The following is a 22,423-nucleotide window of genomic DNA, read 5'->3' as shown; positions in this document are numbered from 1 at the left end:
CGCTTGTTGCGCGCGGATTGGCTAAGTTTGATCTCGGCGAATAAGCTTTGTGGCGAGGGGATTTAGCGAAACGTCGCACCGCCCCGTTGGGCTGCGCAGCGGCCCCAAAAATTCTGGGAGCGCTGCGCACTCCAACGGGGATGAATCCCCTCACCACAAAGACGCACTTGCCACAGATTAGTGTTGGCCCTGATCCATTGAGAGCGATTCCTGCCATGAGTAAAACCGTTGCCATCGTGGTGTTCTCAGGCGTCCAGTCTCTGGACGTCACCGGTCCCATGGATGTGTTTTGCGAAGCCAATCGTTTCCTTGATCCAGCAGATCACTATCGACTGGAGGTGATCGGCGTCGAGCGCGGGGTGATGGCGTGTTCCAACGGTTTGTCACTCAATGCCCATCGGCATTTCAGCGAAGCACTGGAGGCCTACGACTTGCTGTTGGTGGCCGGTGGGCCGCAGTTGCCGTTCATGGATTTCGGTGCGGCATTTGATGCCTGGCTGCGCGATGCCTGCGCGCTGGCGCAACGTTTTGGCTCGATCTGCAACGGCGCGTTCATGCTCGCCCGGGCCGGATTGCTGGACGGGCGAACGGTGACCACCCACTGGGGCGACGCCGCGGCGCTGGCGCAGTTGTGCCCGTCGACTCAGGTTGAGGCGGATCGCCTTTACGTGGAGGACGGCGAGCTCTACACCTCGGCGGGTGTCACGGCGGGGATTGATCTGTCGCTGTACCTGCTGGCCAGGGATCACGGGCCGGAAGTAGCGCTGAGTGTGGCAAAGCGACTGGTGGTGTTCACTCAGCGCTCGGGCGGGCAGTCACAGTTCAGCCCATTCCTCACGCCACACGCCGAACCCACTTCTGCCGTGGCGTTGGTGCAGCTCTACGTGTTGGCGAATCTGACGGGCGACCTGACGATTGCCGACCTGGCCAACGCCGCCAACATGAGCGCCCGCAACTTTTCCCGGGTGTTTGCCAAAGAGGCGAAAGTCACCCCGGCGGAATTCGTCGAACGGGCCAGGGTGGATGCGGCGCGGGTGCTGCTTGAAAGCACCCACTCGCCGCTGAAGACCGTGGCTTATCAGTGCGGATTTCGAGATGCCCAGCACATGCGCAGTGTGTTCAACCGCAGGCTGGGCGTGACGCCGCAGCAGTTCAGGCTGAACTTTGCGGCGATGGTTTGAGTGTTGATCGATTGTGAAGATCAAAAGATCGCAGCCTTCGGCAGCTCCTACATTGCACGCGATTTCATGTAGGAGCTGCCGAAGGCTGCGATCTTTTAATGTTTAAGGCCCTGACCGCGCCGGTAACAGCTTCAACGTACTGCGGGTGTTGGCCGTGACTTCTTCGTCGTTGAGATGCGCCTGGTAGTAAATCCCTTCGATATACGCCTCGGCCTGATCGTCATAGTGGCTGTCGAACGGTACGCCACTCTGGCCAACCGGGTTGACGGTCAGGCTGTGAGTCGGGTCGGCGAAGTCGATCAAGCGGCGGGTCGAAGGACCATAAGTTACTGGCCATGGCGCCGGGCCGATTTTGGCCGAGAGGTTGTTCGGTACTTCGTGAGTGCCGGGGGCTGCGAACGGGCCGACATTGAAGATCCGGTCCAGCGGCTTTTGCTGCCCCAGCGGATGGCCGTGGGTCAGCGTGTGCGCCTTGCCCCACTGCCATTGCGCGAAATCGCCGCCGAGGGTGGTCTTGAGGTGAGCGATGCTCGCCTGCCACGCAACCTTGACCGTATCGGCGCGGGTTTCCTTGCCGAGGGTGTTGCGGTTGTCCCACCACGGTGAATCGGCAGTCGCGGCCAGGCGAGGCAGTGCGGCATCGATCACTCGGGTCGACAGCAGAGTCTCGAAGAAGTCATTGCCCAGTTCATCGTGCATCGTCGCGTCAGCCAGGTTGAACAGGAACTGGTTGAACAGCGTGGCGCTGGTGGAATCGAGCGGGTAGTCGCCTTTCCACTGGGCCAATTGCTCAACCAGTTTGAGTTCGGCGGGATCGCTCACTACTTCACGCAATACCGGCAACAACGGCGCCATCAGGCGCGGAGCGTAAGCGGTGGTGGTGCCCAGTTGCAGCTTCTGGCTGGCGTCCAGATCCCACTTGATGGTTTTGTCGCTGAGCTGGCGATTGAGCTGCTGACCTCGATCGGCCAGGTTGTAGTACCCGGGAATCTCCATGCCGGTCGGCGACACCGGCTGGAAGTTGGCCGAGACGATGTAACCGCGTGCCGGGTTCTCTTCCTGTGGGTTGGCGCTGAACGGGTAAAACCCTTCCTTGTCCGCGTCGGCGGTGCTGCCGTCGAGGATGAACCCTGGACGCACACCCGCCGGACGTTTTGGCAGTTGCGCCGCTGCCCACCAGCCGATGTCGCCCTTGGCGTTGGCCCAGACGATGTTCAGGCCCGGCGCCTGGATCTTTGCGGAGGCACTGCGCGCCTTGGCCAGGGTGTCGGCGCGGTTGAGCTGGTAGAAGCCTTCAAGGATCGGATTCTGGCTTTCGAGAAAACCCCACCACATGGCGATCGGCGTTTTGCCGACACCGCTGCCCAGCGCATCGTTGACGATCGGACCGTGCGGCGACTGGCGCAGCACCAGTGTCACCGGTGCCTGGCCCTTGACCGCGATCTGCTGTTCGCTGGTCACCATGTCCACCCACTTGCCGCGATACCAGACCTGATTGGGGTTGTCCGGGTTGACCTTCTCGGCGATCAGATCCAGGTCGTCGTTCTGGAACATGGTGATGCTCCAGCCGAAGTCGCGGTTCATCCCGAGAGAGGCGAACGGCATCAATGCCTGATAGTGGCCGTAGAGCTCGAAGCCCGGCGCCGAGAGCTGCGCTTCATACCACACCGACGGCGCGGAAAAACGGATATGCGGGTCGCCGGCCAACAGCGGTTTACCACTTTTGGTTCGACTGCCGGAGACAGCCCAGGCGTTACTGCCCTCGAACTGCGGCAAGCCGTTGTCGGCGAGTGCCTGTTCGCTGAGGCGGGCGAGGGCGTTGAGGTCTTTCCAGTCGGTACTGGCGAGGGGCGGCATGGCAACGCTGCGGTTTTTCGCCAGCACGCCCTTGGGCTGCCAGTCGAGATCGAAGACGTTCAGGTAGTTGGCGCCCAACTGATCGCGCACGTAGGTCAGCAACGGTTCGGTGCGAAACGCTGCGGCAAAACTGTAGGCCATGTAACCGGCGATGCTGATGGTGTCCTGGGCGGTGAATGGGCGTTTGGGGATGCCCAGTACATCAAACTCCAAAGGTTTTGGATGGCTGTCCTGATACTGGTTGATGCCATCCAGATAGGCTTGCATGCCGATAAAGGCCGGCGACTGTTTGTCCATATCCGCCAGGTAGGTGTCGGCGCGTTCGCGAATGCGCAAGCTACGCATCAGCTTGTCGGTGTCGAGCAGTTTCGGGCCCAGTACCTCGGCCAGCTCGCCGCGTGCGAGGCGGCGCAGGACTTCCATCTGAAACAGCCGGTCCTGGGCGTGCACGTACCCGAGCGCGCGGTACAGGTCGGTTTCGTTTTCAGCACGGATGTGCGGGATGCCGCGCTCGTCATAGCGCACGGTGACCGAACCTTGCAGGTGTTGCAGTTCCACCATGCCCTGGCGTGTCGGCTGCTTGCTGTAGACGTACCAGCCGGCGCTGGCGGCGAGCGCGAGAATCAGCAGGACGAGAACGGTCAAGCTACGTTTCATGGAGATTCCTTGTTGTTATGAGTGGCAGTAGTTCCCTGGTGCCACTGTTTCACACGGCTTACCGCCATGGCCATCGCACTTAGGAGGGATTCGCGTCTCCTGTCAGCCTTACTTCGCTGCGTCGACGGGCCACGGGCAGTAACAACCCACCGCCAGTGTGTGCGTGGCATTCACCGCGCGACCTTCGTTCAACGCTTGCAGAATCGGTTCGATAAAGCTGTTACTCGAATTGCAGGTCAGGCCTTCGCTGTACGGGCCGAAATACGCCAGTTTGCCGCTGCGATCCCAGATCGCGACGGCCGGACTGGCAGGGATCTGTTCGGAGCCTGGCAGGACGGCGATGCTTTTCAGGCTGCTTAAGGTGCTCGGTAACTGACCGTGGCTGCCGGGTTTTTGTACCGCGTAAAACTCGACGCCTTGCGGTACATAATGCTCAACCAGTTCGCTCAGGTGTTGTTGGTTACCGACGTTGCACGGGCAGGCTGGGTCCCAGAAGTGCACGAGGCGGATGGCGCCGGGGCCCGCGAGGTTGTCGGGCAGGCGCAGCGGGTCACCGGAGAACACCGCGGTGTGCTCGCTGAACGCTCGCAGGTAGCGGCCCTCAAACCAGTCGTAGGCAGCCCACAGCACGCCGGCACACACGAGGGCGAGCAGGCTGGCAAGCAGTGTGGCGCGGTAGGGCGAGCGCATGGATTTCAGTCCTCGAAGGTGCGCTAGCTTGCCATGCTTGCCCCAACAGATGAATATCGCAGGCCCATAAAGTCCGTTTCGCGTTCTGGAATTGCTCATGTCTGCCACTTTCGACTCCGATCATCTGCGTGCCAGCCTGCGGCCGCTGGCCGACTGGCAGCTGCTGTCGGAGGAAGCGCTGGCTTACCAGCATTTCTACGGGCTGGATTTTGCGGGGCGCAACGTGCGCAGTGGCCTTGGACGTTTCGCGGTCGATGGTTATGAAGTGGTCAGCCAGGTCTGGTGGCCCGAGCAGGCGAGGGCGACGCTGTTTTTGTTCCACGGTTTTTACGATCACACCGGGCTTTACCGGCATGTGATCGAATGGGCGCTGGATCAGAATTTTGCGGTGATTGCCTGCGACCTGCCGGGGCACGGGCTATCCAGTGGCGAACGGGCCAGTATCAAGGATTTCACCGAGTATCAGGACACGCTGCAAGGGTTGTTCGTCGAGGCGCGGTCGCTGGATCTGCCGCAACCGTGGCACCTGTGCGGGCAGAGCACCGGCGGCGCGATCGTGATTGATCATGTGCTCAATCACGGCGCGGACAGTCCGGCGCAGGGCCTGGTGATTCTTTTGTCGCCGTTGGTAAGGCCGCGGGCCTGGGGTTGGTCGCAACTCAGCTATTACCTGCTCAAGCCTTTCGTCAAAGCGATTGCCCGGCGCTTCAGCGAGAACTCCAACGACCCGGATTTTTTGCCCTTCCTGCAAGCCGATCCGTTGCAGCCGCTCCGTTTGCCGACCGCCTGGGTCGGTGCGCTGGCACGCTGGATCAAACGCATCGAAGCCGCACCGTACAGCATGCGGCGACCGCTGATTGTGCAGGGGCAGGCAGACATGACCGTGGATTGGGAGCATAACCTTGAAGTAATACAGGCCAAGTTTGATCGGCCGCAGGTGCTGATGTTGCCTGAGGCTCGGCATCACCTGGCGAATGAGACGCTGGCGTTGCGGCGGGAGTATTTCGGGTTTTTGACGAAGCGGATCAAGGGACGGAATCTTTAGCGACCGTTAGGGCCTCATCGCGAGCAAGCTCGCTCCCACATTAGACCGAGTACCTCTGAACAACTCGGTCACTGTGGGAGCGAGCTTGCTCGCGATAGCGATCTATCAAGCACCGAAGATTACTGGGTGAGGCTCGGCGTATCCTGCCCCACCGCCAGCCCGGCGCGAATCGCCGCCAATGCTGCCTGGTAATAAGCCTTGCCCTCGGTGGACTCGGCGAAGGTCGCGAACTCTTCCAGCTCTTCATCCGACAAGTCGCGATAGACATACAGCAGCGTGTTGTTCAGGTCAGCCCCGATCTGGTCCATCAAGCGCTGACGCTGACCATTCAACATGCCTTGAGCCTGACCACCGCCGAGCAGGCCGGGGATCATCGAACTGAGGCTGTCGGCCGCGACGCCGGCAATCGCCAGGCTGACTTCAGCGCCGGCTTCGCGAGCGGGCAGGGCCTGGGCCAGATGGCCGATGATCAGCATGCGGCTGTCGCTGGCCTGGATCTTGGGCAAACCCTTGGCGTTTTTTGCCAGCTGATCGCGACGGGTCGCGAGCAATTCGGCGGCCACGATTTTCTTGCCCAAGGGTGACTGAAAGAACGTCAGCGCAGGTTTCGGATCAGCGAGGGTCTTGCGTAATTGCGCTTCGGCGCGCTGGTCGACGGCCTGGGGGGCAAAGCGCTGATTACTGTTATTCACCAGCGCCTGGAACACTGCCGGCGGCAGACTGTTCTGGTACCGCTGCTGAGCGGCCGAGAGAGCATCGTTGAAATGCGCGCGTTGTTCTGGCCAACCGGCGACCTTGTACAACTGGTCGTGGCCGTCTGCCCAAGCGGGCAATACACAGAACATCAACAGTGAAAAAAGCAAACGGCGCATAGGGACTCCTGTCAGCAGGCGACTATTCTCCGTGTGGCATTCGTCCTTGTCGAGAATTCGTATCAACCCGCTGCGTGGCTCTGTCGGATTTTCAGGCACAGGAATACTATGCGCGGCATGCGAATACCCTCTGATCACCCGCTGCTGTTACGTATCGTCGACGACCTGGCTGAGCACGGCTGGTCGCAGCAGAATATTTTCCTTCCTCTGGGTCTGACCCGGGAACTGGCGGCTGAGTGCCGTAAACGTGCTGCCGAGGGCGAATTGGCCCCGGCCGCCGTGGGTCGAGGGTCGACATCCGAGATTCGCGAGGGGATTCGCGGCGACCATATCCAGTGGGTCGAGCCCGGCCAGGCGTTGGCGTGCGACAGCTATCTGGATTTGATGGACAGCCTGCGCGAGGCGATGAATCGCGATTTGTTTCTGGGCCTGGAAGATTTCGAAAGCCATTTCGCGCTGTACCCGCCCGGCGCGTTCTACCTCAAGCATGTCGACCGTTTTCGCGACGATGACCGGCGCATGGTGTCGGCGGTGGTCTATCTCAATGACGCCTGGCTGCCCGAGCACGGCGGCCAGTTGCGCATGTACCTGGGTGAAGGCGTCGAACATGATGTGGTGCCTACAGGTGGATGCCTGGTGGTGTTCCTGTCGGGTGAAGTGCCCCACGAAGTCCTGCCCGCGACTCGCGATCGCCTGTCGTTGACCGGATGGTTCCGGCGGCGTGGCAGCGAGCCGTTCTGATCATGCAAAAAATTCTGGTTAGCCGCTGTCTGCTGGGGCACCGCGTACGTTATGACGGCGGGGCGAGTGGGCCGTTCGATCAGCTTCAACAGTGGCTTGATGAAGGTCGGGTGGTGCCGTTGTGTCCGGAGGTGGCCGGCGGGTTGCCGACGCCAAGGGCAGCGGCCGAGATTCCGGGCGGGCAGGGTGCTGAAGTGCTTGATGGCCACGCCTCAGTGATCACCACCGAGGGCGAGGACGTCAGCGCCGAGTTTCTCTCGGGGGCTTATCAGGCGTTGGAACTGGTGCAAAAGCACGGCATCCGCATCGCCGTGCTCAAGGCCAACAGCCCGTCTTGCGGGAATCTGTTGACCTACGACGGGACGTTCAGTGGAGTGAAGGTGAGTGGTGAAGGCGTGACTGCCGCATTGCTCAAGCGCCATGGCGTTCAGGTCTTCAGTGAGCTGGAACTGGCCGAGGCGGTACAAGCCCTGGCAACACTCGATTAGCGACCCACACAGCACCACTGTGGGAGCGAGCTTGCTCGCGATGGCGACCTAACATTCAACATCAATGTTGGCTGATATGGCCCCATCGCGAGCAAGCTCGCTCCCACAGGGTTACTCATCAGCCTGAAATCAGGGTTTCGGCGCCACACTCGTATCCGCCCCCAACCACTTCTGCGACAACGCCTCCAGTCGCCCGTCCGCCTTGATCCGCTGCAGCGCGTTTTCCAGGCTGGCATGAAACGCTGGGTTACCTTTCTGAAACGGAATCGCCAGGCTAACCGGCGAGCTGTCTTTTGGCTTTTCTTCAGTCAGCGACTGCACCAGCAGCATCGAGCGCGGTTGCTCTTCCTTCTGCGCGATCAATTGCGCGTTGGTGTGAATGTAAGGTTCGCTGAAGTCGAAACGATCCTTGAGGTCCGGGGTCACTGCTATGTGGTTGATGGCGACGTCGTACTTGCCGGTTTCAACGCCTTGCAACAGATCGCTGGAATCAGTAACGACGAAGTCGGCCCGCACATCCAGTTCGTTGGCCAGCAGTTGCCCCAATTCGACTTCGAACCCGGTGAGTTTGCCGTCTTCCTTGAAATTGAAGGGCGGTGTATTAGCCTCAAGGGCAATACGCAATTCGCCTCGGTCGTTTACATCATCAATCAGTTCGGCATGAGCCAAAGGGCTCAGAAGGGGTAGCAGGCAGATCAGGCCAGGCAAAAAACGCATGGTCACTCCTTTGAATTCATTATCGCGACGCTCTGGTTCAGGCTCGCTTTGCTATGGTTGTCGAGAGCCTTCGACAACGAATGGCCGTGAAGTTGTCATGGCCGCACGGATTTTACGAAAAAACTGGAGAAGAGAATGAAAACCTTTATGTCACGAGCAGCATTGGCTGGCCTGTTGATGGGTGCTTCGATGCTGGCAACGGCTGCTACACCGGCTCCCAACGGTGCAGAAGTGTCCATCGTTTCTCCTGCGGACGGTGCCACGGTTCCGCAAACCGTCGTCGTCAAGTTCGCTGTCGAGAACATTGCGCTGGCGCCCGCGGGCGATGTCACCAAGAACACCGGCCATCACCACTTGCTGATCGATGTCGATGAACTGCCTGCCGCCGGTGCGCCGATCCCCAACGATGCCAACCATCTGCATTTCGGCAAGGCGCAGACCCAGGCTGAAGTAAAGCTGACGCCGGGCAAACACACCTTGCAGCTGGAACTGGGCGATAGCGGCCACATGCCGTTCGATCCGCCAATTGTTTCGAAGAAAATCACCGTCAACGTCAAATGACGTTTTCGCGGGCATGAAAAAGGGAGCTCCAAGGAGCTCCCTTTTTTGTCACTCAAGGCGCTATCAGAACAACACGCGGCAACGAATGGTGCCGTTGATGTGCTGCAGCTTCTCTTGCGCCATTTCCGAGTACTCGGCGTCGACGTCGATCACGACGTAGCCGACTTTCTCGTTGGTCTGCAGGAACTGACCGGAAATGTTGATACCGTTTTCGGCGAAGACCTTGTTGATCTCGCTCATCACACCCGGAATGTTCTCGTGGATGTGCAGCAGACGGTGCTTGCCAGGGTGAGCCGGCAGGGCCACTTCCGGGAAGTTGACCGAGGACACCGACGTACCGTTGTCGCTGTACTTGACCAGCTTCTCTGCCACTTCCAGACCGATGTTGGCTTGCGCTTCAGCGGTAGAACCGCCGATGTGCGGGGTCAGGATCACGTTGTCCAGGCCACGCAGCGGGCTTTCGAACTCTTCATCGTTGGAGCGAGGCTCCACCGGGAATACGTCGATGGCCGCGCCGATCAGGTGCTTGTCTTTGATCGCGTCCGCCAGGGCTTGCAGTTCAACTACAGTGCCGCGAGCCGCGTTGATCAGAATGCCGCCCTTCTTGATCGCACGGATTTCTTTCTCGCCGATCATCCACTGGGTCGCAGCGGTTTCCGGAACGTGCAGGGTGACGATGTCGGACATGCCCAGCAGTTCGGTCAGGTTACCGACCTGAGTCGCGTTGCCCAATGGCAGCTTGGTCACGGTGTCGTAGAAGTACACCTGCATGCCCAGGCCTTCAGCCAGGACCGACAATTGCGTACCGATCGAGCCGTAGCCGACGATGCCGAGCTTCTTGCCACGGATTTCGAAGGAGTTGGCTGCGCTCTTGATCCAGCCGCCACGGTGGCAGGAAGCGTTCTTCTCAGGGATGCCGCGCAACAACAGGATCGCTTCGGCCAGCACCAGTTCCGCTACGGAACGGGTGTTGGAGTACGGCGCGTTGAACACTGCGATGCCGCGTTCGCGGGCAGCATTAAGGTCAACCTGGTTGGTGCCGATGCAGAAACAGCCGACAGCGACCAGTTTCTTCGCGTGATCGAAGATTTCTTCGGTCAGTTGAGTGCGGGAGCGAATGCCGATGAAGTGCGCATCAGCGATCTTTTCCTTCAGCTGGGCTTCCGGCAGAGAACCTGTGAGGTACTCGATGCTGGTGTAGCCCGCCGACTTGAGGACGTCGACAGCCGATTGGTGGACGCCTTCGAGAAGAAGGAACTTGATCTTGCTCTTATCGAGAGAAGTCTTGCTCATCTGCGTAAACCTGTATCCCGGAGAAAAATGGCAGGAAATAGCCAGCAGACGCTGACCCGGACGGCAGGAAAGCCGTCGCCGCAGAATAGCCGTTGGGCACTATCCTGCGGGGTCGGTATGCTAGCATATGCACCCCGCTAAACACTCATTCCTGCGACGTGAAGCGTTCTCAGGATGACCATGAATTGTTCGAGAGTTCTGTCGATGACCAATCCTGCCCTGATTGAAGAGCTGAAGACCCTGGTTGAGCCTGGCAAGGTGCTGACCGATGCCGACTCCCTGAATGCTTACGGTAAGGATTGGACCAAGCATTTTGCCCCGGCCCCGACCGCCATCGTGTTCCCCAAGACCACCGAGCAGGTTCAGGCCATTGTTCGTTGGGCCAATGAGCACAAAATTGCGCTGGTGCCGTCCGGCGGTCGCACCGGTCTGTCCGCCGCCGCCGTGGCTGCCAATGGCGAAGTCGTTGTGTCCTTCGACTACATGAACCAGATCCTCGACGTGAACATGACCGATCGCACCGCGGTCTGCCAGCCGGGCGTGGTCACCGAACACCTGCAGAACGTCGCCGAAGAAAAAGGCCTGTACTACCCGGTGGACTTCGCTTCGGCAGGTTCCAGCCAGATTGGCGGCAACATCGGCACCAATGCCGGCGGGATCAAGGTGATTCGCTACGGCATGACCCGTAACTGGGTGGCCGGCATGAAAGTCGTCACCGGGAAAGGCGATCTGCTGGAACTGAACAAAGACCTGATCAAGAACGCCACGGGTTACGACCTGCGTCAGCTGTTCATCGGCGCTGAAGGCACCCTCGGTTTTGTGGTCGAAGCCACCATGCGTCTGGATCGTGCCCCGAAAAACCTCACCGCCATGGTCCTCGGCACGGCCGATTTCGACTCGATCATGCCGGTGTTGCACGCGTTCCAGAGCAAGCTCGACCTGACCGCCTTCGAATTCTTCTCCGATAAAGCCTTGGCCAAGGTCATGGGACGGGGCGACGTACCCGCGCCATTCGAAACAGATTGCCCGTTCTACGCGCTGCTGGAATTCGAAGCGACCACCGAAGAAGTGGCCAACCACGCCCTGGAAACCTTCGAGCACTGCGTTGAGCAGGGCTGGGTGCTGGACGGCGTGATGAGCCAGAGCGAAACCCAGTTGCAGAACCTGTGGAAGCTGCGCGAATACATCTCCGAAACCATTTCCCATTGGACGCCGTACAAGAACGACATTTCGGTCACCGTGTCGAAAGTCCCGGCGTTTCTGAAGGAAATCGACGCGATCGTCGGCGAACACTACCCGGATTTCGAAATCGTCTGGTTCGGCCACATCGGCGACGGCAACTTGCACTTGAACATCCTCAAGCCAGAAAACCTGAGCAAGGATGAGTTCTTCGCCAAGTGCGCAACCGTCAACAAGTGGGTGTTCGAAACCGTCGAGAAGTACAACGGCTCGATTTCCGCCGAACACGGCGTGGGCATGACCAAGCGTGACTACTTGACCTACAGCCGATCGCCGGTTGAGATCGAGTACATGAAAGCCGTCAAAGCGGTGTTCGACCCGAACGGCATCATGAACCCGGGCAAAATTTTCGCTGTTTGACTTTTGAATTTAAGAGCTACGAAACAGGAGTCGGTTATGAGCTATCAGCACCAGTATGTCGACGGTACGCGTATTCACTTCCCGCTGGGGAAAGTAGTGTGCATTGGCCGTAACTACGCCGAACACGCCAAGGAACTGGACAACCCGGTGCCTACAGAACCGCTGCTGTTCATTAAGCCGGGCAGTTGCGTAGTGCCGCTGGAAGGTGGTTTCAGCATTCCGACCGAGCGCGGTTCGGTGCATTACGAAGCGGAAATCGCAGTGTTGATCGGCAAACCTTTGTCGACCAAACCGAGCCGTGAAGAAGTGCTCGATGCTATCTCCGGCTTCGCCCCAGCCCTGGACCTGACCCTGCGCGACAAGCAGGCGGAGCTGAAAGCCAAGGGCCTGCCTTGGGAGATTGCCAAGTCCTTCGACGGTGCGGCGGTGATTGCGCCCTTCGTGTCCGGCAGCACGTTCGCTGACCTGACCGACATTGGCATCCGCCTGACCATCAATGGCGAAGTGCGCCAGGACGGCAACAGCAGCGCGATGCTCAACCCGATCGTGCCGATGATCCAGCACATGGCCGGCTGCTTCTCGCTGCAGGCCGGTGACGTGATCCTGACGGGTACGCCGGTTGGCGTTGGCCCGCTGAATGTCGGTGACGAACTGGTGCTGGAATTGCCAGGCGCCAGCAGCTTCACCAGCAGCGTCCGCTAAAAAAGCAAAAGATCGCAGCCTGCGGCAGCTCCTACACCAATCGCTGTAGGAGCTGCCGCAGGCTGCGATCTTTTGATCTTGGTTGCCCGCACAGGGCTTTCCCGCCATTTCCCGTTTTTTTCACATCTCGTCCGGATAATTCCGGGACTTGCGGCGTCTTAGCCGGTCCCAATTGTGCTATTACCCTTAGCCTGAATTTCTGGAACGCATCCCTCGATGGTCACCCAACCACTGCCCAAGCTTAAAACTGCCCGCCGCTCGCGCTTTGTCATGCGTTGGTATTCCTGGCTTTTGCTGGTGGCCGCCGCCGCATATGGCCTCGCGTTTGCGATGCATTGGGATGACCGAGGCGTGCTCTGGGTGCTGGAGCGTTTCGAAAGCCCCGCCGAACGCCAAGAGAGCATCTGGCTGCCGGATTACCGGGCAGTGATCGATGCCAAAGTGCTACCGGGCATGGAGAAGGACGAAGCGTCGGATCTGGCCTACGACCCCCAATCAAAAACCCTGTTTTCGGTCATGGGCAATAAACCGTTCCTGGTCGAGCTGACGTTACAGGGTGACGTGCTACGCAAGATGCCGCTGGTAGGCTGGAGCAACCCGGAAGGGGTGACCGTGATGGGCAACGGTCTGCTGGCCATCGTCGATGAGCGCGAACACATGCTCTCCATCGTCAAGGTCGATGCCGATACCCGCGAGCTGAACATCGCCGACTTCCCGAAATACGACCTCGGCCCTTCGAAGGACCAGAACAAGGCGTTCGAAGCCATCGTCTGGGATTCGCGCAATCAGCAAATGTTGCTGGGTGAAGAGCGTCCACCGGCGTTGCTCACCTGGAAAAGCAACGATGGCCAGACACTCACCGGCGACAAGCAGAAACTCGCCAATGACGAACTGGACATCCGCAACCTGTCTGCCTTGGCCATCGACCCGCGCACTGGCCACACCCTGGTGCTGTCTGCCGACTCCCACTTGTTGCTGGAGCTGGACGAGAAGGGCGAGCAGGTCAGTTTCATGACTTTGCTGGGCGGCTTCAATGGTTTGAAGAAAACCATTCCTCGCGCCGAAGGCGTGACCATGGACGAGGCGGGCACGCTGTACCTGGTGAGCGAGCCGAACTTGTTCTACCGCTTCGAAAAGCAACACTAACCCTGTTCTACCGCTTCGAAAAAACAACAATGAACCTGTGTAGGAGCTGCCGAAGGCTGCGATCTTTTGATCTTCGCAGTTTTCAGATGCGCCGAAGATCAAAAGATCGCAGCCTTCGGCAGCTCCTACAGGGTGTGAAACCAGAAGTTGTAAGGCTCGGCCACTGGTCATTAAGCTTTAATTCAGACTGCCGTGGTATTTCATCCGCCCGTCCTGATTCCGAGCTTGCCCCGAATGCGCCGACTTGCCCGCCCCAAACCCCTGATTCTGATCCTGTCGGTCATAGCGTTGATCGCGCTGGTTGCGGCCGGCCAGTACCTGCGCCTGTTCGAACGCGCCTGGTTCAACCTGCACACCCTCTGGCAGCCAGTGAACGGTCAGTCCATCGCTCTGGATCAGTACCAGGTAGCGGTCGAGGCGCGAGTCATTGTGGGGCTGGACGACGATGTGTCGGCGTTGACCTTCGATCCGGTGCGCAAAAGCCTTTTCACCGTCACCAACAAAAACTCCGAGCTGATCGAGCTGTCGCTGGACGGCCAGATTGTTCGACGCATTGCGCTGGTCGGGTTTGGCGATCCTGAAGCCGTGGAATTCATCAGCGCCGACACTTACGTGATCACTGACGAGCGTCAGCAGCGGCTGATCAAGATTCATCTGGAGAAGGACACAACGTTCCTCGACGCAGCGGATGCCGAGCAGATGACGCTTGGCGTGCACATGAGCGGCAACAAGGGCTTCGAAGGCCTGGCTTACGACTCGGTGGGCAAGCGGTTGTTTGTCGCCAAGGAGCGCGACCCGATGCTGATCTACGAAGTGCAGGGCTTTCCCCATTACAACCCGGAAAAATCCTACGCGGTGCATGTGGTCAACAACCCCAAGCGCGATGCTGGGATGTTCGTAACGGACCTGTCGAGCCTGCAGTACGACGAGCGCAGTGGCCATCTGCTTGCGTTGTCGGATGAGTCGCGCCTGATTCTGGAACTCGATGTGGACGGGCGACCGCTGAGCACCCTGTCACTGAGCAAGGGGCGTCAGGGATTGCAGAAGACGGTGCCACAAGCGGAAGGGATCGCCATGGATGACGACGGTACGATGTACCTGGTGAGCGAGCCGAACCTGTTCTACGTCTTCAAAAAACCACCACAACCCTAACCAACACCCCAAAAACACTGTGGGAGCGAGCTTGCTCGCGATAGCTGTCTGTCATTCGACATCTCTGTCGGCTGACACGGCCTCATCGCGAGCAAGCTCGCTCCCACAGGTTTTGTGTACGGCTTACTTTGCGCGCAGGGTTTTGACGCCTTCGCTGGTGCCCAGCAGCAGCAAATCTGCCGGACGTGCCGCGAACAAACCGTTGGTGACCACGCCGACGATGGCGTTGATCTGCGTCTCCAGCTCCACCGGGTTGGTGATCTGCATGTTGAACACGTCGAGGATGATGTTGCCGTTGTCGGTCAGCACGCCTTCGCGGTAGACCGGGTCACCGCCCAGTTTCACCAGCTCGCGGGCCACGTGGCTGCGGGCCATCGGGATCACTTCCACCGGCAGCGGGAACGCACCGAGCACCGGCACCAGTTTGCTGGCGTCGGCGATGCAGATGAAGGTCTTGGCCACGGCCGCGACGATCTTCTCGCGGGTCAGGGCCGCGCCGCCGCCCTTGATCAGGTTCAGGTGCTCGTCGCTTTCATCGGCGCCGTCGACGTAGAACTCCAGGTCGCTAACGGTATTCAACTCATACACCGGAATGCCGTGGCCCTTGAGGCGGGCAGCGGTGGCTTCGGAACTGGCGACCGCGCCGTCGAACGCGCCTTTGTGCTTGGCCAGTGCATCGATGAAGCAGTTGGCGGTGGAGCCGGTGCCGACCCCGACGATGCTCTTGTCGTCGAGTTTCGGGAGGATGAAGTCGACGGCGGCCTGAGCCACTGCCTGTTTGAGTTGATCCTGGGTCATGCGGGCTCCGAAGCGGGCAAGGGGAGAACGGAAAGGCCGGCATTATAGCCGCATGCCGGGCTAAAACCTCCTGTGGCGAGGGGATTTATCCCCGTTGGAGGGCGAAGCACTCCCCAGCATTCCTTTGGTCTCTACCGTATTCTCTGGTCTTGCGACGGCTGCGCCGCCGGACGGGGATAAATCCCCTCGCCACAATGTATATCCTCTTCCTGATCGGGCTAAAACCTCTTGATTCGTGTGGTCGCCCGCCCGAAAGCCGGGTTAGACTCCTTGGCCCTGCCCAACCCGCTCAGTGATGCTTTCCGATGCTCGAACAGTACGTCAAAAAGATCCTCACCTCGCGCGTTTATGACGTTGCCGTAGAAACCCCATTGCAGACTGCCCGCCAGCTCTCCGAGCGGCTGGGCAACAGTATTTTGCTCAAGCGCGAAGACTTGCAGCCGGTGTTCTCGTTCAAGATTCGTGGCGCCTACAACAAGCTCACGCAGCTTTCCGATGAAGAGCGCGCTCGCGGCGTGGTCACCGCTTCGGCGGGTAATCACGCGCAAGGCCTGGCCCTGGCGGCCAAGGTGTTGGGCGTGAAAGCGACCATCGTGATGCCCAAGACCACCCCGGAAATCAAAGTCGAAGGCGTGCGTTCACGCGGTGGCAAAGTGGTGCTGCACGGGGATTCGTTCCCGGAAGCCCTGGCCTACTCGCTGAAACTGGTCGACGAAAAAGGCTACGTCTACATCCACCCTTACGACGATCCCCACACCATTGCCGGGCAGGGCACGGTGGCGATGGAGATTTTGCGCCAGCACCCTGGGCGTCTGGACGCGATCTTCGTCCCGGTGGGTGGTGGCGGATTGATCGCCGGGATCGCGGCGTACGTGAAGTATCTGCGGCCTGAAATCAAAATCATCGGCGTCGAGCCAGACGATTCCAACTGCCTGCAAGCCGCGATGGCGGCTGGCGAACGCGTGATCCTGCCGACCGTGGGCCTCTTCGCCGACGGCGTCGCTGTGGCTCAGATTGGTCAGCACACTTTCGACATCTGCAAAGACTATGTCGATGAAGTGATCACCGTCAGCACCGATGAAATCTGCGCGGCGATCAAGGATATCTACGACGATACCCGCTCGATCACCGAACCTGCCGGCGCCCTGGGCGTGGCCGGGATCAAGAAATATGTCGAGCAACGCGGCGTCACAGGTCACACCTTTGTGGCTATCGATTCGGGTGCCAACGTCAACTTCGACCGTCTGCGCCACGTCGCCGAGCGCGCCGAACTGGGTGAGGGCCGCGAAGCGATCATCGCCGTGACGATTCCCGAAAAACCGGGGAGCTTCAAGGCGTTCTGTGAAGCCATCGGCAAGCGTCAGATCACCGAATTCAACTACCGCTACAACACCGGCAGCGAAGCGCACATCTTTGTTGGCGTGCAGACGCACCCGGAAAACGATCCGCGCAGTGCGCTGATTGCCAGCCTCAGCGAACAGGGTTTCCCGGTGCTGGACCTGACCGACAACGAACTGGCCAAGTTGCACATCCGCCACATGGTCGGCGGCCGTGCGGCTCATGTGGTTGATGAAGTGATTCTGCGCTTCGAATTCCCGGAGCGTCCGGGTGCGCTGTTCAACTTCCTCAACAAGCTCGGTGGGCGCTGGAACATCTCGATGTTCCACTACCGCAACCATGGCGCGGCGGATGGTCGTGTGGTCGCGGGCCTGCAAGTGCCTCACGATGAACGCCATCTGGTGCCCGCAGCGCTGGAAGAAATCGGCTACCCGTACTGGGACGAAAGCGACAACCCGGCCTATCAGCTGTTTCTCGGCTGAGGGGCTACGCTGATGGCCAGGCCATAAGGAAATCGAACAATGGAAACGTTAACCGCCCTGAAAGTCGCTCATACGGTGGCGACGGTGTTGCTGCTGGTCAGCGCGCTGGGTCTGGCGATCTGGGTCTGGCGTACACGCCGTAACGGCGACGCAACGGCTCATGTGCGCACGTTGCAGCGGCCGCGAGTGTTTATCTGGCTGGTGATGGGGCTGGCGCTGCTGAGTATGCCGTTTACCGGCTGGTGGATGGTGCATCTGGTGGGCTGGCCGCTGGGGCAGATCTGGTTGTTGGCTTCCAGTGTGCTTTACACCGTCGCGGCGTTGGGCTGGTTCTGGTTGTTGGTGCGGCTTAACAAGTTGCGCAAGGCGCCGGCGGGGAGCAATGGGAAGTTTACGTTTGCTTTGGCGTTGTTCAGTTTTGTCTGTTTCATCGCCATTGCGGGGTTGATGGGCGCCAAGCCGGTTTAACCCGAAAAGATCGTCCGAACGCGGCCCGAACCTTCGGCAGCTCCTACAGGATTTTGCGTACACCTGTAGGAGCTGCCGAAGGTTCGGGCAGCGTTCGGACGATCTTTTGATCTTCAGTTGCGCAGACTAATCACCGGCCAGCCACGCTTCTCGGCTTCGGCGCGCAGATTCGGGTCCGGATCGACAGCGATCGGATGCGTCACCTGCTCAAGCAGCGGCAAATCATTCATCGAGTCGCTGTAGAAATAACTGTCTTCCAGCGAATACCCGGTCTCTTCCAGCCAACGATTCAACCGCGTCACCTTGCCTTCCCGGAAGCACGGGACATCGGTGCTGCGCCCGGTATAGCGGCCATCAACCATCTCGCATTCCGTGGCGATCAGGGTTTCGACGCCCAAGCGCTCGGCAATCGGTCCGGTAACAAAACGGTTGGTGGCGGTGATGATCACCAGTTTGTCGCCAGCGTCGCGGTGCTTGGCCAGCAGTTCGAGACCCTTGGGCAACACAATCGGCTCAATGCAATCGCGCATGTAATCCAGGTGCCATTGATCCAGCGTGGCCATCTCGGTGCGGCCGAGCACTTCCAGACAGAAGTTCAGGTAGGCATCGTTATCCAGCTTGCCGGCCAGGTAATCCTGATAGAACTCGTCGTTGCGCGCCTTGTAGGCCACGGCGTCGAGGAAGCCGCGCTCGCACAGGTAATCGCCCCAGGCGTGGTCACTGTCACCGCCCAAGAGCGTGTTGTCCAAGTCGAATAAAGCCAGCCGCATTGCAGTTACTCGCTGAAAAGTCTGTAGAAAGGCGTCCAGAATACGGACTTTTCACAAGAGTGCACATAAGGTAGACCGGCTCGTTGCTGCTATCACAACCTTTGTGGAACAATGCGGCGACATGCGTTTGCGAGGTTGTTGCCGTGATCGACCCCGATGGTTTCCGCCCCAATGTCGGGATCATTCTCACGAATGATGCCGGACAGGTGCTATGGGCTCGCCGTATCAATCAAGATGCCTGGCAGTTTCCACAGGGCGGGATCAACCCCCAGGAGACGCCGGAAGACGCCTTGTACCGCGAGTTGAACGAAGAAGTGGGTCTTGAGCGCGAAGATGTTGAAATTCTCGCCTGCACCCGGGGCTGGTTGCGCTATCGTTTGCCGCAACGTCTGGTCCGCACGCACAGCCAACCGCTGTGCATCGGCCAGAAACAGAAATGGTTTCTCCTGCGCCTGGTCTCCAACGAGCAGCGGGTGCGGATGGATTTGACCGGTAAACCGGAATTCGATGGCTGGCGCTGGGTCAGCTATTGGTATCCGTTGGGCCAGGTGGTGACATTCAAGCGCGAAGTGTATCGACGCGCTCTCAAAGAGCTTGCCCCGCGCCTTTTATCGCGCGACTGACGACGGAGTTCGACCCCGAGCCATGCTCAATACGCTGCGCAAGATCGTCCAGGAAGTTAACTCCGCCAAGGATCTCAAGGCGGCGTTGGGGATTATTGTGTTGCGCGTCAAAGAGGCCATGGGCAGCCAGGTCTGCTCGGTCTACCTGCTTGACCCTGAAACCAACCGCTTCGTGCTGATGGCCACCGAGGGCTTGAACAAGCGCTCGATCGGCAAAGTCAGCATGGCACCCAACGAAGGTCTGGTTGGCCTGGTCGGCACGCGTGAAGAACCCCTGAACCTCGAAAACGCCGCGGATCACCCGCGCTACCGCTACTTCGCCGAGACCGGTGAAGAACGCTACGCCTCGTTCCTCGGGGCGCCGATCATTCACCACCGCCGCGTCGTCGGCGTGTTGGTCATTCAGCAAAAAGAACGTCGCCAGTTCGATGAAGGTGAAGAAGCCTTCCTCGTGACCATGAGCGCGCAGCTCGCCGGCGTTATCGCCCACGCCGAGGCCACCGGTTCGATCCGGGGTCTGGGCCGTCAGGGCAAGGGCATCCAGGAAGCCAAGTTCATCGGCGTACCGGGTTCGCCGGGTGCGGCAGTCGGTACCGCGGTGGTCATGCTGCCGCCGGCCGATCTGGATGTGGTGCCGGACAAGACCATCACCGACATCGCCGCCGAACTTGGGCTGTTCAAGACGGCCATCGAAGGCGTGCGCGCCGACATGCGCGCCTTGTCCGCCAAACTGGCGAACCAGTTGCGCCCGGAAGAGCGCGCGCTGTTCGATGTTTACCTGATGATGCTCGACGATGCGTCACTGGGCAGCGAAATCACCACCGTGATCAAGACCGGCCAGTGGGCCCAGGGCGCGTTGCGTCAGGTGGTCACCGAGCACGTCAACCGTTTCGAATTGATGGACGACGCCTACCTGCGTGAACGCGCTTCGGACGTCAAAGACCTCGGTCGCCGCCTGCTCGCCTATTTACAGGAAGAGCGTCAGCAGACCCTGGTCTACCCCGACAACACCATCCTGATCAGCGAAGAACTGACGCCGGCAATGCTCGGCGAGGTGCCGGAAGGCAAGCTGGTCGGTCTGGTGTCGGTACTCGGTTCCGGCAACTCCCACGTGGCGATCCTGGCACGCGCCATGGGTATCCCGACGGTGATGGGCCTGGTCGATCTGCCGTATTCCAAGGTCGACGGCATCCAGATGATCGTCGACGGCTACCACGGCGAGGTCTACACCAACCCGAGCGAAGTGCTGCGTAAGCAGTTCGCCGAAGTGGTCGAGGAAGAGAAGCAACTGGCCCTCGGGCTGGATGCACTGCGGGACTTGCCGTGCGTGACCCTCGATGGCCACCGCATGCCGCTTTGGGTCAACACCGGCCTGCTGGCGGACGTGGCGCGGGCGCAGAAGCGTGGCGCTGAAGGCGTCGGTCTGTACCGCACCGAAGTGCCGTTCATGATCAACCAGCGCTTCCCGAGTGAAAAAGAGCAGCTGGCGATCTATCGCGAACAACTCGCCGCGTTCCACCCGCAACCGGTGACCATGCGCAGCCTGGACATCGGTGGCGACAAATCGCTGTCGTACTTCCCGATCAAGGAAGACAACCCCTTCCTCGGCTGGCGCGGCATTCGCGTCACGCTCGACCACCCGGAAATCTTCCTGGTGCAGACACGCGCCATGCTCAAGGCCAGCGAAGGCTTGAACAACCTGCGGATTCTGCTGCCGATGATCTCCGGCACCCACGAGCTGGAAGAAGCCCTGCACCTGATTCACCGGGCCTGGGGCGAAGTCCGCGACGAAGGCTGCGACGTGCCTATGCCGCCGATCGGCGTGATGATCGAAATTCCGGCGGCGGTTTATCAGACCAAGGAACTGGCGCGGCAAGTGGACTTCCTGTCGGTCGGCTCCAACGACCTGACCCAGTACCTGTTGGCGGTGGACCGAAACAACCCGCGGGTAGCCGACCTCTACGACTACCTGCACCCAGCGGTGCTGCAAGCCCTTCAGAGCGTGGTGCGTGACGCTCATGCCGAAGGCAAGCCAGTGAGTATCTGCGGTGAGATGGCGGGTGACCCGGCGGCGGCGGTGCTGTTGATGGCGATGGGCTTCGACAGTCTGTCGATGAACGCCACCAACTTGCCGAAAGTGAAGTGGATGTTGCGTCAGATCAACCTGAGCAAGGCCAAGGAATTGCTCGCCGAGCTGATGACCATCGACAACCCGCAAGTTATCCACAGCTCGCTGCAATTGGCGCTGAAGAACCTTGGGTTGGCGCGGATGATTAATCCGGCTTCGGCCAAGACTCTCTAAACCTGCGGTGGCCCCTTCGCGAGCAAGCTCGCTCCCACATTGGAATGCATTTCAACTGTGGGAGCGAGCCTGCTCGCGAAGGGGCCAAGTCAGACAACACCAATCTAAACCCTGATCTCCACTTCCCCCAAATGCCCACCATACGGCCCGAAACTCCGTTCAACCATCCACCGTGTCCCATCCGTCTGAACAATCAACGCCGTACTCGCCCGGGTCCCATAAGTCGGACTGGCAATAAACACACTCGACAACAATGTCTCGGTCGCTAAGCCAACCCCGGTATCCGGCAGTTCGGCAAACGGCGCCGTCTGCGGATCATTCAGCAGCGCCAATAAAGCCTGGGGTTGCGGATCGTCCAGCACTTCCTCCAGCGCTGCCCGCGCCTTGAGCAGTTTCGGCCACGGCGTATCCAGCCCGGCGTTCGACAACCCATAAACCCCCGGTGGCAGCATCACCGCCTCAGTCTCCCGGGCATTGAAGTGCCACAACTCGTTGGCATTACCGATCAGCAGGTTAAATCCGGAATATTCCAGCGAACGTGCAACAACGTCGCTCAAATAGTCATCTATCGGCACATCCCCGCTCAGAAATCGCGCCACCAGCTCCCCTCGCGACTTGCGTGCGGGCGGCTGATGCGGATCGCGGATATTGGTCAGCGCGGCAAAGCGTCCATTGGCGCCAACACCGAGCCAGGTGCCTCCGGCCTCTAGGTCGCGACCGGCATGCACGTGCGGTGCTTCGGGCCATTGCGCCAGGGGCAGGCTGGGCCGGGCATAGAATTCGTCGCGGTTGGCCGCCACGATCAGCGGCTGGGCGTGACCCGGTCGCCAAGCGAAAACAATCAGGCACATAAGGTAGTCCTTGTGTGTTTTCTGCCCACTCTACTCAGTCATCGTGTGGGTATCCATCGCCATCCAGTGGAGCTTGAGGCCATGCATCCG

General features: G+C 59.8%; 21 protein-coding genes. 13 read left to right on the top strand and 8 right to left on the bottom strand.

The window, feature by feature from the left end; all coding sequences use genetic code 11:
• Positions 1–215: 215 nt before the first annotated feature.
• Entirely contained in the window at positions 216–1,181 is a 966-nt protein-coding gene (locus ACA059_RS30190; protein WP_497632017.1) for a GlxA family transcriptional regulator, read from the top strand.
• Positions 1,182–1,283: 102 nt separating this feature from the next.
• Here ACA059_RS30190 and ACA059_RS30185 read toward each other — a convergent pair whose 3' ends face one another.
• Together ACA059_RS30185 and ACA059_RS30180 are read right to left on the bottom strand one after the other, a co-directional pair.
• The gene (locus ACA059_RS30185; RefSeq protein ID WP_497632016.1) at positions 1,284–3,695 is read right to left on the bottom strand and encodes a penicillin acylase family protein; all 2,412 of its coding nucleotides are present in this window, start codon (positions 3,693–3,695) and stop codon (positions 1,284–1,286) included.
• A 108-nt stretch (positions 3,696–3,803) separates the two neighbouring features.
• Complete coding sequence (locus tag ACA059_RS30180) at positions 3,804–4,385, bottom strand: DUF6436 domain-containing protein (protein WP_497632015.1); 582 nt, start codon at positions 4,383–4,385, stop codon at positions 3,804–3,806.
• A gap of 97 nt (positions 4,386–4,482) precedes the next feature.
• Here ACA059_RS30180 and bipL point away from each other — a divergent pair, with 97 nt between their 5' ends.
• Positions 4,483–5,430, top strand: coding sequence for a phospholipase BipL (bipL, locus tag ACA059_RS30175; RefSeq protein ID WP_497632014.1), 948 nt, complete (start codon positions 4,483–4,485; stop codon positions 5,428–5,430).
• A gap of 119 nt (positions 5,431–5,549) precedes the next feature.
• On the opposite strand, the gene ACA059_RS30170 is transcribed toward bipL, so the two are convergent.
• On the bottom strand, positions 5,550–6,302 hold the full coding sequence (locus tag ACA059_RS30170) for a DUF2059 domain-containing protein (protein ID WP_497632013.1): 753 nt from the start codon (positions 6,300–6,302) through the stop codon (positions 5,550–5,552).
• A gap of 108 nt (positions 6,303–6,410) precedes the next feature.
• On the opposite strand from ACA059_RS30170, the gene ACA059_RS30165 reads away from it, so the two are divergent.
• Both ACA059_RS30165 and ACA059_RS30160 read left to right on the top strand, forming a co-directional pair.
• Positions 6,411–7,043, top strand: a complete 633-nt coding sequence (locus tag ACA059_RS30165; protein WP_497632012.1) for a 2OG-Fe(II) oxygenase — start codon at positions 6,411–6,413, stop codon at positions 7,041–7,043.
• A gap of 2 nt (positions 7,044–7,045) precedes the next feature.
• A complete protein-coding gene (locus ACA059_RS30160; protein WP_497632011.1) occupies positions 7,046–7,531 on the top strand; it encodes a 2-thiouracil desulfurase family protein in 486 nt (161 codons plus the stop codon).
• Positions 7,532–7,660: 129 nt separating this feature from the next.
• Here ACA059_RS30160 and ACA059_RS30155 read toward each other — a convergent pair whose 3' ends face one another.
• Positions 7,661–8,248: a transporter substrate-binding domain-containing protein gene (locus tag ACA059_RS30155; protein WP_497632010.1), complete on the bottom strand. Its 588-nt coding sequence runs from the start codon at positions 8,246–8,248 to the stop codon at positions 7,661–7,663.
• Between the two features lie 135 nt (positions 8,249–8,383).
• Here ACA059_RS30155 and ACA059_RS30150 point away from each other — a divergent pair, with 135 nt between their 5' ends.
• Positions 8,384–8,809 carry a DUF4399 domain-containing protein gene (locus ACA059_RS30150; RefSeq protein ID WP_497632009.1) on the top strand — a complete coding sequence of 142 codons (426 nt, stop codon included), beginning with the start codon at positions 8,384–8,386 and terminating at the stop codon, positions 8,807–8,809.
• A gap of 63 nt (positions 8,810–8,872) precedes the next feature.
• On the opposite strand, the gene serA is transcribed toward ACA059_RS30150, so the two are convergent.
• Positions 8,873–10,102, bottom strand: a complete 1,230-nt coding sequence (gene serA, locus ACA059_RS30145) for a phosphoglycerate dehydrogenase (RefSeq protein ID WP_129440240.1) — start codon at positions 10,100–10,102, stop codon at positions 8,873–8,875.
• 204 nt (positions 10,103–10,306) lie between these two features.
• Between serA and ACA059_RS30140 the strand changes: the two genes are divergently transcribed.
• The 4 genes from ACA059_RS30140 to ACA059_RS30125 all read left to right on the top strand — a co-directional run bounded on the left by ACA059_RS30140 (position 10,307) and on the right by ACA059_RS30125 (position 14,701).
• On the top strand, positions 10,307–11,701 hold the full coding sequence (locus ACA059_RS30140; RefSeq protein ID WP_123368546.1) for a D-2-hydroxyglutarate dehydrogenase: 1,395 nt from the start codon (positions 10,307–10,309) through the stop codon (positions 11,699–11,701).
• A gap of 36 nt (positions 11,702–11,737) precedes the next feature.
• Positions 11,738–12,403, top strand: coding sequence for a fumarylacetoacetate hydrolase family protein (locus tag ACA059_RS30135; protein WP_046045170.1), 666 nt, complete (start codon positions 11,738–11,740; stop codon positions 12,401–12,403).
• 216 nt (positions 12,404–12,619) lie between these two features.
• Complete coding sequence (locus ACA059_RS30130) at positions 12,620–13,549, top strand: SdiA-regulated domain-containing protein (RefSeq protein ID WP_497632008.1); 930 nt, start codon at positions 12,620–12,622, stop codon at positions 13,547–13,549.
• A gap of 234 nt (positions 13,550–13,783) precedes the next feature.
• Complete coding sequence (locus ACA059_RS30125; protein WP_497632007.1) at positions 13,784–14,701, top strand: SdiA-regulated domain-containing protein; 918 nt, start codon at positions 13,784–13,786, stop codon at positions 14,699–14,701.
• Between the two features lie 123 nt (positions 14,702–14,824).
• Here ACA059_RS30125 and rpiA read toward each other — a convergent pair whose 3' ends face one another.
• Complete coding sequence (gene rpiA, locus ACA059_RS30120; protein WP_134420752.1) at positions 14,825–15,499, bottom strand: ribose-5-phosphate isomerase RpiA; 675 nt, start codon at positions 15,497–15,499, stop codon at positions 14,825–14,827.
• 305 nt (positions 15,500–15,804) lie between these two features.
• Between rpiA and ilvA the strand changes: the two genes are divergently transcribed.
• Positions 15,805–17,319, top strand: a complete 1,515-nt coding sequence (gene ilvA / locus ACA059_RS30115; protein WP_415772077.1) for a threonine ammonia-lyase, biosynthetic — start codon at positions 15,805–15,807, stop codon at positions 17,317–17,319.
• Between the two features lie 39 nt (positions 17,320–17,358).
• Positions 17,359–17,787 (top strand): DUF2269 domain-containing protein, encoded by a 429-nt coding sequence (locus ACA059_RS30110; RefSeq protein WP_497632006.1) that lies wholly within the window; start codon positions 17,359–17,361, stop codon positions 17,785–17,787.
• Between the two features lie 113 nt (positions 17,788–17,900).
• Here the strand turns inward: ACA059_RS30110 and ACA059_RS30105 are convergent, their stop codons facing one another.
• Positions 17,901–18,557 carry a histidinol-phosphatase gene (locus ACA059_RS30105; RefSeq protein ID WP_497632005.1) on the bottom strand — a complete coding sequence of 219 codons (657 nt, stop codon included), beginning with the start codon at positions 18,555–18,557 and terminating at the stop codon, positions 17,901–17,903.
• A gap of 143 nt (positions 18,558–18,700) precedes the next feature.
• Between ACA059_RS30105 and ACA059_RS30100 the strand changes: the two genes are divergently transcribed.
• Positions 18,701–19,180, top strand: a complete 480-nt coding sequence (locus tag ACA059_RS30100) for an RNA pyrophosphohydrolase (protein ID WP_008150514.1) — start codon at positions 18,701–18,703, stop codon at positions 19,178–19,180.
• Positions 19,181–19,202: 22 nt separating this feature from the next.
• Positions 19,203–21,482 (top strand): phosphoenolpyruvate--protein phosphotransferase, encoded by a 2,280-nt coding sequence (gene ptsP / locus ACA059_RS30095; RefSeq protein WP_033060547.1) that lies wholly within the window; start codon positions 19,203–19,205, stop codon positions 21,480–21,482.
• Positions 21,483–21,586: 104 nt separating this feature from the next.
• Here ptsP and ACA059_RS30090 read toward each other — a convergent pair whose 3' ends face one another.
• A complete protein-coding gene (locus ACA059_RS30090) occupies positions 21,587–22,333 on the bottom strand; it encodes an NRDE family protein (RefSeq protein ID WP_497632004.1) in 747 nt (248 codons plus the stop codon).
• Positions 22,334–22,423 lie beyond the last annotated feature (90 nt).

The sequence above is a fragment of the Pseudomonas sp. LBUM1647 genome, from assembly GCF_059716175.1.
This window is presented reverse-complemented; position numbering and strand designations above follow the sequence as displayed.